This window comes from Roseibium sp. RKSG952 (assembly GCF_009711355.1).
In genome coordinates, this window is record NZ_SMMF01000948.1 from 105,924 (window position 1) to 119,585 (window position 13,662).

General features: G+C 57.2%; 11 protein-coding genes. 5 read left to right on the forward strand and 6 right to left on the reverse strand.

From position 1 onward, the window contains the following. Positions 1 to 4: 4 nt before the first annotated feature. Positions 5 to 706: a Crp/Fnr family transcriptional regulator gene (locus E1297_RS32090; RefSeq protein WP_155145230.1), complete on the reverse strand. Its 702-nt coding sequence runs from the start codon at positions 704 to 706 to the stop codon at positions 5 to 7. A gap of 127 nt (positions 707 to 833) precedes the next feature. On the opposite strand from E1297_RS32090, the gene E1297_RS32095 reads away from it, so the two are divergent. Together E1297_RS32095 and E1297_RS32100 are read left to right on the forward strand one after the other, a co-directional pair. Then, on the forward strand, positions 834 to 1,346 hold the full coding sequence (locus E1297_RS32095) for a FecR domain-containing protein (protein ID WP_196223454.1): 513 nt from the start codon (positions 834 to 836) through the stop codon (positions 1,344 to 1,346). Beyond that, positions 1,343 to 3,271: a CHASE2 domain-containing protein gene (locus tag E1297_RS32100; protein ID WP_155145234.1), complete on the forward strand. Its 1,929-nt coding sequence runs from the start codon at positions 1,343 to 1,345 to the stop codon at positions 3,269 to 3,271. Before E1297_RS32095 ends, E1297_RS32100 begins: the two co-directional genes overlap by 4 nt. Here E1297_RS32100 and E1297_RS32105 read toward each other — a convergent pair. The 4 genes from E1297_RS32105 to E1297_RS49935 form a co-directional block, all read right to left on the reverse strand. Further along, positions 3,185 to 3,712, reverse strand: a complete 528-nt coding sequence (locus tag E1297_RS32105) for a cytochrome b (protein ID WP_368669766.1) — start codon at positions 3,710 to 3,712, stop codon at positions 3,185 to 3,187. The genes E1297_RS32100 and E1297_RS32105 overlap by 87 nt on opposite strands. 404 nt (positions 3,713 to 4,116) lie before the next feature. Beyond that, positions 4,117 to 5,403, reverse strand: coding sequence for a cytochrome c (locus E1297_RS32110; protein WP_196223455.1), 1,287 nt, complete (start codon positions 5,401 to 5,403; stop codon positions 4,117 to 4,119). Positions 5,404 to 5,418: 15 nt separating this feature from the next. After that, positions 5,419 to 5,943 (reverse strand): (2Fe-2S)-binding protein, encoded by a 525-nt coding sequence (locus E1297_RS32115; RefSeq protein WP_155145240.1) that lies wholly within the window; start codon positions 5,941 to 5,943, stop codon positions 5,419 to 5,421. After that, positions 5,940 to 8,924 carry a xanthine dehydrogenase family protein molybdopterin-binding subunit gene (locus tag E1297_RS49935; protein WP_209016123.1) on the reverse strand — a complete coding sequence of 995 codons (2,985 nt, stop codon included), beginning with the start codon at positions 8,922 to 8,924 and terminating at the stop codon, positions 5,940 to 5,942. Before E1297_RS49935 ends, E1297_RS32115 begins: the two co-directional genes overlap by 4 nt. Before the next feature lie 484 nt (positions 8,925 to 9,408). Here E1297_RS49935 and E1297_RS32125 point away from each other — a divergent pair, with 484 nt between their 5' ends. Both E1297_RS32125 and E1297_RS32130 read left to right on the forward strand, forming a co-directional pair. Beyond that, positions 9,409 to 9,804, forward strand: coding sequence for a hypothetical protein (locus E1297_RS32125; protein ID WP_155145241.1), 396 nt, complete (start codon positions 9,409 to 9,411; stop codon positions 9,802 to 9,804). Between the two features lie 45 nt (positions 9,805 to 9,849). After that, positions 9,850 to 11,664: a PHA/PHB synthase family protein gene (locus E1297_RS32130; protein ID WP_368669765.1), complete on the forward strand. Its 1,815-nt coding sequence runs from the start codon at positions 9,850 to 9,852 to the stop codon at positions 11,662 to 11,664. Between the two features lie 21 nt (positions 11,665 to 11,685). Here E1297_RS32130 and E1297_RS32135 read toward each other — a convergent pair whose 3' ends face one another. Beyond that, positions 11,686 to 12,669, reverse strand: a complete 984-nt coding sequence (locus E1297_RS32135; protein ID WP_155145242.1) for a zinc-dependent alcohol dehydrogenase family protein — start codon at positions 12,667 to 12,669, stop codon at positions 11,686 to 11,688. Between the two features lie 753 nt (positions 12,670 to 13,422). Here E1297_RS32135 and E1297_RS32140 point away from each other — a divergent pair. Continuing rightward, a partial coding sequence (locus E1297_RS32140) for a hypothetical protein (protein ID WP_209016124.1) occupies positions 13,423 to 13,662 on the forward strand: 240 nt, incomplete at its 3' end.

The window sequence follows — 13,662 nt, forward strand, 5'->3', positions numbered from 1 at the left end:
ACGGTCAATCAGGCTCGGCCATTTCTTCAAGTCGTTCGCGGTCAATCAGCTTCAGCCAACCGTTTTCAAGGCCGATCAGCTCCGCCTTCTGCCACTTCCGCAGACACCTGTTCACGTTCTCGCGGGAGTTCCCGATCATGCCGGCCAGTTCGGATTGGGACTGGGACAGCTTCTTCAAGGGCTTTTCCGGGCTACCAGGGGCCGTCACGGACAAGCGTAGCAGCAGCTTGGCAAGCCGCGCCGGGAGATCAAGAAAGGCAATCTCGATCATCCGTTCATCCGACCTGCGAACCCGCTTGCATAACAATTCGATCAAACGGATGGACAATTTCGGATCATGGTGCAGCAGATCCAGTAATGCCCGCCTTTCGAGGACCACAAGGGTGCAATTTGTCAGCGCGGTCACTGTTGCGGACCTCTCACCGCCGTCCAGAAGCGCGATTTCACCAAAAATCTCGCCGGCATTCATGTCATTGAGGGTCACTTCGCGCGCGGTTGGCGTTACAACACTGACCCGGACCACCCCCTCGGCGATCGCCATCATGCTCTGCCCCGGCGCGCCCATGGTAAAAACCACCTCGCCCGCCCTGTACTGCTTGATGTAGGAGAACCCTGCCAGCTCCCGACGGGCTTTCTCATTCAGGGCTTCGAAAACAAAGCTCTTGCCAAGGAGTTCCTCCTTGTTCAGCTCTTCACCAGCTTGCATCCGCCTGTTCTCCCTGTTCGGAAACCGGTCCTGCGTTGCCCTTGACTGTATGCCTTCCACACTAGGCGTAAGAGCGATTTGCGTGTACATATTACACTCTATCCAGTGTTCATCAGGAATTTTTGCGATGCGGTTTCAATTCATTTTGACAGTAACCGCCATGATTCTTTTCAATCTTCCCCCAGAGGTTGCAGCACAAGAAAATACCGGCTGTGACAGCCGCCAGCTCGCAGATCCTCCCAGGGTCGTCTACCAATGCGGCGATAGCCTTATTCTGGATGCCGAGGCTGCAGCAACATTGCAAATCGGCAACGCAGCGGCAGGAAGCCGTCCTGCCGCAGCGGAAATCACGGAAGATGGTGTCCTGGTGAATGTTGACCCCGGGAGCGGCCCCTTCCAGATTCTGACCCCGCACGCCATCGCGGCAGTGCGCGGCACGATTTACATCGTCGATGTAACCGGAGAGACGACAGCCGTTTTCGTCTCCGAGGGCGAAGTTGCCGTTTCACGCCGCGACGGATCGGATCCAGTCCTCTTGACGGAAGGATTGGGTGTCGAAGTTACGCCCGGCGTGCCGCTTGATGTCCGGCGCTGGCCCGTCGAGCGCGTCACCCGTCTGCTCGCCCGCTTCGGTCAATGAAGCTTTACCTACCCGCCTGGGTGCTGGTACTCGCATTGCTGGGAGGCCTGGCCTGGACGGGATTTCTTGCCAGAAACCATCTGGCAGGCGTTTCCAGTATCATGGACCGGTTTGAATCGGTCCTTCTCGACATGAGGATCCTTGCAAGCGGTTCGCGCAAGCCACCGTCGGACGTTACCGTTGTCGCGATCGATGACGCTACAGTCTCCGCGCTTGGCCAATATCCGCTCAAGCGCGGCCAGCTGGGCGCATTGATCGACAGAATACGGGCAAGTGGCGCACGCGCAATCGCTGTCGATATCCTCTTCAATGGTCAGTCTGCAGCGGACGAAGACACGGCTCTTGGCCTTTCACTTGCCGCCATGCCGTCCGTTATTGCAGCCGCCGGGCAATTTCAGGGACAAAACACCCATCGGGCATATGTGCCGATAGCCAACAGGGTCCTCGCCCCGCTTTCCAAAATTGCGGCCCAATCGTCAGTCGGGCTTGTCAATATCGTTCAGGATCCTGGCGGCACTCCCCGCCACATCCCCCTGATTTATCTGGTGAACGGCCAGCCCGAGCCGTCCTTTGCCCTGCGTGCGGCCGGGTATTTCATGGCCGAGGACCCAATTGTTGCCCGTGAGGGAATACGTTTCGGCGACCGTCTGCAGCTGCTGGATCTCGGTTGGCATTTGGCCTTGAACTATTATGGACCAGCCGGAACCGTCCCGACCATCAGCGCGCTGGACGTTTTCAGCGACCCTGCGGCAGCCGATCTTTTGCGCGGCCGGCTGGCCGTGCTCGGCGTGACCGCGACAGCTGTCGGAGACCGGTTCAACACGCCCTTTGACCCGATCATGCCGGGCGTGGAAGTTCAGGCAACCGGAATTGCAAACCTGCTCGACGGCTCGCCGCTCCGGCGGGATTTGAATATCCGCCGGATTGATGTGGCAGCCGCCGTGACGGTGATGCTGACAGGCATGCTTGCAGTCCTTCTTCTGCCGCTCGCGCCTGCCTCCCTCCTTTACTTGGCCATCCTGACGGTCTGGCTTGCGACTACGGTGTTTGTGTTCCGCCAAGGCATCTGGCTCAATGCGGCACTGCCCATCGCGGCCAGCCTTCCTCCGGTTGCCGCGATCGGTATCCTCCGGCAAGTGACGGATCGCTACCAGGCCCGCCGAATCCAGCGCGCCCGCGATGCCCTTGGCCGGTTCCAATCCCCTTTGCTCGCACACCGCATCGCGGAAGATCCCGTGTTTCTCATCGCCCCGAAGCAGCAGATTGCCCCGATCCTGTTTCTGGACCTGTCCGGCTATACCGGACTGAGCGAACGGATCGGGCCGGCACAAACCCGCGATTACCTGAAACAGTTTCACACCATCGTCGTGAACGAGGCTGCCGGGTTCGGCGGGGTCGTTCTCGATTTCATGGGTGATGGGGCCATGCTTGGCTTTGGCATCCCTGATCCAGCGCCCACCGATGCGGCACGGGCAATGCAGTGTGCATTTGCGCTCACCCGGGCTACCACGAGCTGGATTGTTGAAGCCGGACTTCAACCCGACATAACCGGCGTTCGTGTGGGCCTTCACATGGGGCCGGTGGTGTTGTCCCGGCTCGGTCATGAAAGCCAGCAACAAATCGCCGCGACAGGTGATTGCGTCAACGTTGCCAGCAGACTGCTCGATCTTGCCAAGGAGCGCGGCGCAGCCGTGGCCATATCGTCAGCAGTCCTTGCGGAAGTCCCGCAATCCATGAGGTCCGGCCATCGTTCGACGTTGGAGACCACCGCCATCCGGGGCCGCCAGCAACCACTCGAGGTAGCGATCTGGACCATGGCCGAGATCGCTTCGATGCACTCAAATCATGCGGGAAAGGGTCCTGTCACGCCGAACGACATGATGAAAAAGAGCAGCCCCCAAATGCGCAAGAAACAGTCCCAATAATATCCAGGCGCTCCATTCGTGAATGGCTGACAGGGTTCCCGCGATCTCCGGAGACTTGCCGAGCGGGCTCCAGATCGGGAGGATACCGAACCAGTCCAGCGGAAATCCGTGAGCATTGGTCGCCAGAAACCCGGACACGGGCATGATGATCAGAAACAGATAAAGAAGCCCGTGGACTGCTGCGGCAGCAAACCGTTCAAGCGCCGGCCCCTCGAAATGCGGCGAACCGGAAATCAGCTTGTTTCCCACACGAACGAGCATCAACCATAACACCAGGAAGCCGAGCCCCTCGTGCAGCATGTAGAAATCAGGTGCAAATTCTGATTTGACATAGCCGATCATCAATCCGAGCGGCCAGATTGCCAGAACCAGCGTAGCGATGGTCCAATGAAGCGCTTTCGCGAGAGTGCCGTAAGAGGCGTCGGGATCATCCGGCGCCACAAGATGGTCCCTGCGGTTTGATGCATTACCTTGACCGGACAATTCAGCCTCCAGTTATCCTGTTGCTTGTTGAACAGCAGGAAGCCGATTGTCACTTCCCGCATTCCAAGAAAAAGGCTTTAGCAAACCCGGCGTTTCATTGCGATTGCCGTGTTAGACATGCCGGCAGGTTGCCATGCACATCCGGGAGTGCGAAGCATGCGCCGGTGTGCCAGAACTGGCCGCGACAAACCTGTGACGCACGGCACACCACGCGTCCATCCGCATTGAAACACGAAGCCTCGAATGGCCTGAACAGGTAGTTTCTTGTCCAAATATGGTTGCAAGGAAACAGACGTGAACCGGACACACCCGCACGAGCTAGCAACCCCTAACATACACCCACGCATCACCAGTCCGGCCGGTCAATCCACTGGAACTGATTTCAGGATCGTCTCGACTTCGCTCTGGGAAAGCGGCTGTAGTTGCGTGGTGTCCGGAGCAAATGCTGCGCGAATGTAATTCGCCAGGTCGGTAAGTTGCGGTGCGGTGAGCTTGTCCCGATATCCGGGCATGGGACCGTATCCGGCCATCACTGACATGTCTTCAGCGTCAAGACCTTTCGCTGTGACGGCGATCAGGTTGAACCCGTTGGTCTGCGCGACCGTCGAATTGCCTGCAAGCGGCGGAATGGCGTTCGGTATGCCCTGCCCTTGATCTCCGTGACAAAGAGCACAATGGGACAGATACAAGGCTTGGCCAGACGCATTGGCATGCGCAGCTGCGCCGAGCTGTGACACAATACTCTGTCCCTTTGTGGGAGACGCAGACGCCGTGTCCATCAGGTAGGTTGCAAGTGCGACCTGATCCTCATGTGTCAGTTTCCGGAGCGAGTCCTTGATTGCCAGGAACATCTCCCCGAATGCCGACCCTTGCGGGCCTGCGCCGCTCTCGAAATAGGTCACAAGGTCTTCCCGGTTCCAGCCACGTTGTGCCAAAGCACCGGGCTGAATGTTCGGAGCTTCGAATCCGCCGATCACCGCACCGGCAAACCACTTGTCGCCTCCCTCCATCGCACCCAGTATGTTTCGCGGAGTGTGGCATTCGCCGCAATGTCCCAACCCTTCTGAAATCCATTTCCCCCTGTTCCACACCGCGTCTTTTTGCGGATCGGGACCAAACGGCGCACGGCTTGCAAACAACAGATTCCAGCCGAACATGAGCGGCCGTATATTGAACGGAAAATTCAGGGCATTGGCGGGCGGTTGAGAGGCAACCGGCTCCAGAGACATCAAATAGGCAAAGATCTGGTCTGTCTCCTGGCGGGTCAGGATGTGATAGGAGGTATAGGGCATTGCCGGATAGAGCGGCGCCAGCACCGAATCCGCACCGTAAACCATGGTCTGGTAAAACTCGGCGGAGGTCATATTGCCGATGCCATAGGTCTTGTCCGGTGTAATGTTTGACGAATAAAGCTTGCCGAAAGGGGTATCGAAAGAACGCCCCCCTGCAAGAGAGGGTACATTTCCCTCACCGGTGTGACAGGCGGCACAATCCCCCATGTCGGCAAGATACCGGCCAGCGTCAATATCGGTCTCGGCCGTCAAGGTCGGCCGGCTTTCCGCCCCGGGCACGCCCCAGATCCAGGCGAAGCCCGCATAACCTACCAGTCCCAGAACTCCCAGTCCGACAAGACCGGCCAGCAGGCGCATCCCCCTCCCCATCGCTCACCCTTCCCGTGTCAAGCCGTTCTGATTCAGGATCAGGTCCTTCAGGGCCTGAAAGTACCGCACATATCCGGTGCAACGGCAAATGTGATTTCCCATGGCCTCCTCGATTGCCGTCTCGACATCCGCCTTCGCAATCGGGGACTTTTTCAGGTTTTCCAGGAGAACCGTGGCCTCGTTGACAAAGCCCGATGTGCAGTAGCCGCACTGGAACGAGAAGTGATCAACATAGGCCTGTTGAACCGGCGAAAGCTTGCCGTTTTTCGCGTGGCCTTCGATCGTGCGGATGGATTTCCCGTCAAACGCGGCCGCCCCCTGGATGCAGGTTCTTTCGGTTCTTGAGGTTCCGTCCGGCTGGTCGACAATGACCACGCATGCATGGCAGATCCCGATCCCGCAACTGAATTTTGTTCCGGTCAGGCCGAGAGTGTCGTTCAGATAATCGACCATTCGCATGGCGTCCGGGACCTCATGCGGTCCCTGCGGCGTTCCATTCACGGTCACGGTAATCGTCGAGCGCGTCATGGCTGCACCTTTTGAATGTCTTCTGCAGTAACCGGCAGATCGGTAAAACGATGGCCGGTGGCTTCCCGGAGGGCGTTCAGGATAGCCGGAACGACCGGCATCATGCCCAACTCGGCCATGCCTTTCGGCGGATCGGTGTCGGTCAGGGGAGGCAACACGTCCGTGTTGATCTGCCAGACCGGCACATCCGGCACATGCGGGACCCGATAGCGATTGATGTTCCAGGTTCCGTTGCCCGGCCCATTCTCGTAGAGGGGCAGGTATTCCCGCAAGGCATGCCCGATCCCCATCACGATGCCGCCTTCCGATTGTCCCGACACAAGTTCGGGAACGACTTGCCGCCCGCACTCGAGCACCTGGTGCACGCCAAGAACCTCGACCTCCCCGCTGGATTTGTTGACCGAAATGGCGGCAACCGCACCTGCCGTCGATGAATAGTTGACGCCTACACGCTCCAGGCCCGGAGGCGGATAGAAAACCGCTTCCCCTAGCGGGTTTTGTGATCCTGCACCCTGCTCGCTGGCAGTTGTGGCCGCCGTGGTGCCGGACCCCGCTTGATTTGCGTCGCCACCTGCCTCTCTGACCCTCGGGGAATAATCCCCGCCGATCCTTTCGAAGCCCGCCGGCGGGAACGCTACAGTCTGGCGATCAAGCAAATCCCAGTCATCAGTTCCCTTCTGGATTGCCATGGCGTCCACTGCCGCATTCCAGGTTTCACCTTCGATATCAAAGTTTGCGGTGGTCCAGCCCCAACGATTGAAGGTGTGAACCATGACACCGGTTATAAAACCCATTTCATGCGCTTTTGCCGCGAGTTTTTCCAGCGGGATCGGCACCATTCCCATCCCGGACAGGCCCTGTTCTGTCCAGCGAAGTTCTGAAAACCGAACGACTTCGGGCGTTCCCGACCCGCCGAGCACACCTTCGGTCCAAATCTCGCGGGCCGCCGGCCAAAGGCAGAAACGCAGCAGTGTAAAGGCCGCTTCGGAAACGGTGCCTGTCGTGATGTGCGCGCATGTTGATGAACTTGTGGACGACGAAATCACCGGCACCCAGCGCGGATTTTTCGCAGCCTTCTCCTGCTCTGCGGCACTGATTGTGTAGGGATCTCCGGTGGTGACAAGTTTCAGCGGCGCCCAAAAGGAAGGAACGTCCATCGTGACAGTGTGGGCAAGCTGCCCGAGATACCAAGCAGTCCGCTCCGCCACAGCGGTACTGATCCCGGTTCCCATCTCGATCGCATTGCAAGTGACCGAAATCTTGCCGTCCGGAGACAACGATATGGCTGCAAGGCCGGCGTCCGCTCCTGTCCCGAAGTCCTTGGCAGCGCATGCCATGCCGACAGCATAGGTCTTGCCCGGATTTGCAGCCTCATAGGCGCTCTTGTTTTTGAGACGCTCCTGCCACAATGGAACTTTCTCAAGTGCGTCAAGCACTTCGATATTTCGAACCACCCCGGACAGCGGATTGCCGGTGAGGTTCAATTGCGCTGTGCGCTTGGCATTCTTGCGCCGGAGCTCGAAAGGATCTGTCCCGAGAACCCGAGCAGCTTCATCCACCAGCGATTCCGTAACCGTTTCAGTCTGCAAGGTCCCGAAGCCGCGCATCGAGCCTGCCGTGACCGCACGCGAGTGATAGGCTGTTGTTGTGACATCGCTTTTGGGAAAATAGTAAATAGAGGCGGAATTGACCGCACCTACATCGGCGACCGAGGCTGACAGGTTAGCAAGACCGCCGCCGTCGCACGACATGTCCGCCACAAATGCCGTGAACACGTGGGATTGCGGATCAACACCAATCTTGGCGTCGATCTTGAATGCATGCCGTTTTATTCCGAACTGGAATTGCTCGAACCGGTTGAATGCAAGCCGAACCGGCTTGCCATCGGAAAACATGGCAGCGGCCGCTGCATAAAGCGGAAAGATCGAATGGTCCTTGCCTCCGAAACTGCCCCCGAGATATGCGAAATATCCGTCAATCGACGCAATCTGGTAGCCGTTTTCGGCATCCTTTACCATCCCCGCGAGGCCTTCGAGGGTTGTTTCAGGCGACTGAACGCCAAACACGCCAGAAAGCTTTTTGTTGGCGGCGTCATACCAGCATAGCCCGGACTCGGGCTCCATGAAAAACTGGTCGACGGACTGGCTTTGAGAGCTGAGCGATATGACCTTTCCGGACTTGCCGGATTCCAGATCGTCCCTGATCTGCTGACCATAAAAAGACGCCTGATCCGATCCCTCGCCGTCTTGCTTGGGCGGCGCCCACACGGGAAAACGGTTCTTCTGAAAGCGAACCGGCTCCACCCAGCCATCTTTGACCGGGGAATAAACATCAGGACCTTCGGGATTGTCGCCACCGACACGGGTAAACCGGTTTGAACCATAAGGTTTCCCGGGCTGGGGCCCTGTCTGCTCACCATACCGGACGATGCCGGTTTCACCGGAAAGGCGAAGACGGGCATCCGAAAAGCGATCAAGATCGTGCCAAATCAGAATCGCCAGAGGTTGTCCCAGATAAAGCGGCGTCTGTCCCTTTGGGCACAAAAGATCGGATGCGAAGAAACCGGTTGCCTTTATCCCGGCTGCAGCCAGGTCACTTGCCTGTACAACCTGGTCCGGTTGGAGATCCGTCCCGAGGATGGACAGATCGATATCTTCAAAGATGTGCTGCGCATCTGTTGCAAACAACAGGCAGGCATGACTGGTTTCTGCAGGCCACCCATCCATGTCAGAGGCACGGAAGTCTCTGGGATAGATTTTTTGCCCCGTGACCTTCGCATAACCGTCGACCCGGTAGCGCAGCTTGTGACCGCCTTCGACATCCCAACCAGGGGCTACCGGCTGAACTGGCTCCTGGGCATCTGGCCGGCGTGGCAACAAAGTCATCACGGACAGAGTGACCCCGCCCGCCATGGCAGTTTTCAAGACTTGGCGCCTGGTCCACCCAACCGGCCCCTTTTGCGCATCCGATACTCTGCTCATGCGCGCCCCTCCCGGCCCTTCCAGAGACTGTCTCCAACGCTAAAGCGATCCGTAAGGGAAGCCAAGTAGAAAACAGACTACGCACCTATCAGGAAAAACTATTTCCGCATAATTTGCCTATCATATTATCATAAATCAGGATGAAACGCATAGTTCCGAGCAATTGCACAACCGAAACGGTAAAAGGGGCCGGATCGCCTTCGCAATCAGCGAACGAGACAACCTGAAATACAATGTACTTCAGGAAATGCGCGGCATTTGACAAGGATCAACGATGGGATCCACAGGCCGATTATCATCAGAACCGCCGCCCGGAATAGAGGCGTTGCCGATCAAACATAAGATTTGGCGGGCCAAATGAACCTTGACTGACCGGACATGTTCCATGCGCTCATTTTGCAGCCTGACGGCCTTGAAAACTGACGCTTGTCCGGAAACTTGCCACCCCCATATCTGGAGTAATTAACCCACGGGAGTTAACATAATGGCAAAGCAGTCGACCACGCGGACAGGTTATCCGAACATGGCCTGGAACCCGTTTTCAGGCGCCGAGAGCAATCCGCTTTTTTTTGCAGCAAGCATGCAAGCCAAGAACATGAAGACCATGCTCGAATGGCAGATCGAGCTGCTGGATTTCGTCCGGCATCGCTACACCAAGGACATCGCCTTCATCGACAAGATGCTAAGCACCCATGAAAGTACTGAAATCTTGTCCAGTTTTTCAGGCTTCTGCCAGGAAGCCGTCGATGATTATTCCCAGGAAGGTGTCAAGATCACCGGTCTTGGAACGCGCCTGGCCGCCGATGCCTTCAATCAGGTTCAACAACACACTGAAGGTGTCACAAAAGATATGAAAGCTGCTTCCTCAGTTCCTGCCTAGGCCGGGACCGGAGCGGCACACCAGTGAGCAACAAAGGAGTGTCGTGTGACGCAAACAGCGCTTATTCAATCTGCAATATCCAACGCCTCGAATGAAAACAATCGTTCCGTTCTGCGCCCGTTGGTCAAACGGGAGGCAACGGATGATGTCTACCGGATTGCGGATCGTTTGCATTACGCCATGATTGCGTCAACGACACTTGGCATTTCGCCGATCAGCCTCATGCTGGCCTGGCAAGACTGGGCCTTGCATCTGGCGATTTCTCCCGGGAAACAACAAAGGATTCTCCGCGAATTCTGGCGCAAGCAAATCCGGTTGTCGCAATACATTGCCGAGGCCGCCGCGGGCCCGGAGACCGCCAAACGATGTATCGAACCCAAACCGCATGACCACCGGTTTCAATCGGACGGCTGGAAGAAACAGCCATTCGGTATTTGGGAACAGTCCTTTTTGATGGCCCAAGAGTGGTGGCGGGATGCAATGACCGGGACCGCCGGCGTCACGGCACAGCACGAACGGCTTGTTTCCTTTTATACCCGCCAAATCCTGGACATGTTCGCGCCGTCCAATTTCGTCTTCTCAAATCCGGAAGTACTCGAAACCACCGCAAGAGAATCGGGTGCGAATTTCCTGCGCGGCTACAATTTCCTTGTGCGCGACCTCGTGAAGACCGTGGACCACACTTATCAGGACCCCGCCGTTTTCGAACCTGGCCGAAATGTTGCCGTCACGCCCGGCCATGTGGTCTATCGCAATGACTTGATCGAGCTGATCCAGTACAGCCCGGCAACGCCCGAGGTTGCAGCCGAACCGCTTTTGATCGTGCCGGCCTGGATCATGAAATACTACATTCTCGATCTCTCTCCGCACAATTCCATGATCCGGTATCTTGTCCGCCAAGGGTACACGGTCTTCTGCATTTCCTGGATCAATCCGGATGCCCGTTTTCGGGATGTCGGCCTTGAGGATTATCTGCATCAGGGCGTCATGGCAGCGCTCAATGTTGTAGAGGACATCACGGGGCAAGACCGTATCCATGCCGCCGGGTACTGTCTGGGCGGAACGCTTTTGTCCATGGCGGCAGCCGCCATGGCACGCGACAACGACCCGCGCCTCAAGTCGCTGACGATGCTCGCCGCACAGGTGGACTTTGAAGAACCGGGTGAATTGGGGCTGTTCATTGACGCCAGCCAATTGTCCTTCCTTGAGGATGTCATGTGGGAAAACGGCTATCTCGATCAGTGGCAGATGGCCGGAGCCTTCCAGATGCTGAGATCTCAGGATCTTGTCTGGTCGCGCATCGTCCGCGACTACTTGCTGGGCAGCCGTCCGGGCCCAAACGATCTCATGGCATGGAATGCGGACGCAACGCGTATGCCCTATCGCATGCATGCAGACTACCTGCGCCAGCTCTATCTCGACAACGACCTGTCGCAGAACCGGTTCAAAGTCGGCGGGCGGGATGTGCATCTTGAAGACATACAGGCACCGGTCTTTGCAGTGGGTACCGTGACCGATCACGTGGCCCCCTGGAAGTCGGTCTTCAAACTGGTCCATCTGTTTGATACCGATGTCGATTTCGTCCTCACATCGGGGGGCCACAACGCAGGCATCGTTTCCGAACCCGGACATCCGCACCGGACATACCGCAAGCTGTTTTACAAACTCGGAGGAAGCCATCCGGATGCTGAGGAGTGGGAGGCGACGGCGCCCCGGCAAGACGGATCCTGGTGGCCCGAATGGAGCGCCTGGCTCGGCAAGCACTCCTCCGGACAGGTCCCTGCGCGAGACGCAGGCAATCCGGCCTCGGGGTATCCGTCTCTTTGCCCGGCTCCGGGCACCTATATCATGATGAAATAGGCACTCCGAGAAACCGAGCGTTCAGGGAACCAGAACGGCAGCCCCCTGAAAGCGGCCATGGCGCAGATCCTCCAATGCGTCATTGGCTTTTTCAAGCGGATATCGCGTCACATGTGTCGTGACACCCGCTTTAGGGGCTATGTCCAGAAATTCCCGCGCATCGTCCCGGGTCAGGTTGGCGACCGACACGATCTGGCGTTCTTCCCAGAGAATACTGTAGGGAAAAGACGGAATGTCACTCATGTGAATGCCGCCACAAACAACCCGCCCGCCTTTCCTGACCGCTCTCAAGGCAATCGGCACCAGGTCCCCAACGGGCGCAAACAGAATGGCTGCATCAAGTTTTTCAGGGGGGCTGTCGCCGGAAGCCCCCGCCCAGACTGCACCAAGGGAACGGGCATGATCCTGTGCAGCCTCGTCACCTTTTCGGGTAAAAGCAAAGACATCACATCCCTGCCATTCCAGAACCTGAATCAGGATATGTGCCGCAGCACCGAAGCCGTAAAGACCAATCCGCTTTCCCGGCCCTGCAGCCTTTCGGGACCGCCAGCCGATCAGACCGGCGCACATCAACGGCGCGGCGCCGACAGGATCGTCAAATCCGGTCATCGGGAAGGAAAAGTCGGCGTCTGCAACAACATGTGTTGCAAACCCTCCATCACGTGTGAAGCCGGTGAAGAGCGGGGCATCACAGAGGTTTTCGCGCTCGGTTTCACAATATTCACAATGCCCACAAGTGTGTCCGAGCCACGGTACTCCGACGCGCTGGCCAATTGAATGGCCGGACACACCTTCTCCGACGGCGGTCACGCGACCCACGATTTCGTGCCCCGGAACCACCGGCAACAGGCCACCTGCAAGATCCCCGTCAACAACATGGAGGTCGGTGCGGCAGACCGCGCAAGCTTCGACAGCAATACAGATTTCGCAAGGCCCGGGCACCGGATCCGGTCTTTCTTCCAGAATCAATGGAGTACGCGGTGCTTTCAAGACCATTGCCTTCATGCTTTCTACGCTCCTTGTTTCCCTTTGAAAATCGAACCGGCGGGATCAATTGAAGATGCGCCGTCTTGTTTCGTAGTTTCCGGCCTCCTGTCGGAGATCAGACAGTCCGAATATCGGTAGAAAAGGGCACCAATGCTCATGCCACGGCTCGACCAGCCAAGGACGGCCGGTTGGAAATTGCGGCAAAAACCCGGCATTTCGGCCCTATAAAGCCGCTCAGGCCACTATCCACAAGGCTTCAATGTTTTGTGAGACCAAATTATTGATCCGTATAGTTTTTGCTCCGGAAATCCACATTACCAATGATTTAGGAAACCGATCACTATCAAAGATTGCGAACACGGCTACAGATCATCCTGAAGGGCACCCTCACACAATATCCTCAAAAACGCCCGATTGCGCTCTCTAGCTTGCATGCCGCTTAAACAGCCATCCGTGCATTCGATCGGGAAACATCACGCACGTTCAGCCCTGTGAAATTGTTGTTGTTCAGGAAGCAACCAGCCAAGTTCCGTTGAAATAAATGGACATTTTCAGAAATGGATGCAGGTTGACCATTTTCATTGACAGCCTCGACCGGAACCTGAAGTCCATTTTGTGTCCCAATCAATTGAGCACTCCAACTTGGTGAGACATAGAAACAATATGTCGTGTCAAGGGACTGGAGGGCTATCCTAACCAAATTTTAACGATCTAAAAAATGCCAAGATCCGGAACATCTTCTGTGGCGGGGAAGCAACAGGAGAAACAAAAATGATTGGCAACGCTTTTCGAAGAGGTCAGCCAGTTAATCCGAACGGGGAAAATGGCGCCGGGGCTGGCAACCCGATGATGGCAGGTTTGGAAACCTTGCTTGCAGCTGGCCCGGACATGATCAATGAATTTCTGAACGCCCGCGGTGGCCCCGGTGGCGGCAATGGCGGTCCCGGTGGCGGCAATGGCGGCCCCGGCGGCGGCAATGGCGGTCCCGGCGGCGGCAATGGTGGTCCCGGC

Bases quoted from the DNA above. Each gene is read 5' to 3' on its own strand.
- E1297_RS32125 (WP_155145241.1), top strand. From the start codon at position 9,409: ATGGCAAAGCAGTCGACCACGCGGACAGGTTATCCGAACATGGCCTGG.
- E1297_RS32100 (WP_155145234.1), top strand. From the start codon at position 1,343: ATGAAGCTTTACCTACCCGCCTGGGTGCTGGTACTCGCATTGCTGGGA.
- E1297_RS32110 (WP_196223455.1), bottom strand. From the start codon at position 5,403: ATGCGCCTGCTGGCCGGTCTTGTCGGACTGGGAGTTCTGGGACTGGTA.
- E1297_RS32115 (WP_155145240.1), bottom strand. From the start codon at position 5,943: ATGACGCGCTCGACGATTACCGTGACCGTGAATGGAACGCCGCAGGGA.
- E1297_RS32135 (WP_155145242.1), bottom strand. From the start codon at position 12,669: ATGAAGGCAATGGTCTTGAAAGCACCGCGTACTCCATTGATTCTGGAA.
- E1297_RS49935 (WP_209016123.1), bottom strand. From the start codon at position 8,924: ATGAGCAGAGTATCGGATGCGCAAAAGGGGCCGGTTGGGTGGACCAGG.
- E1297_RS32090 (WP_155145230.1), bottom strand. From the start codon at position 706: ATGCAAGCTGGTGAAGAGCTGAACAAGGAGGAACTCCTTGGCAAGAGC.
- E1297_RS32095 (WP_196223454.1), top strand. From the start codon at position 834: ATGCGGTTTCAATTCATTTTGACAGTAACCGCCATGATTCTTTTCAAT.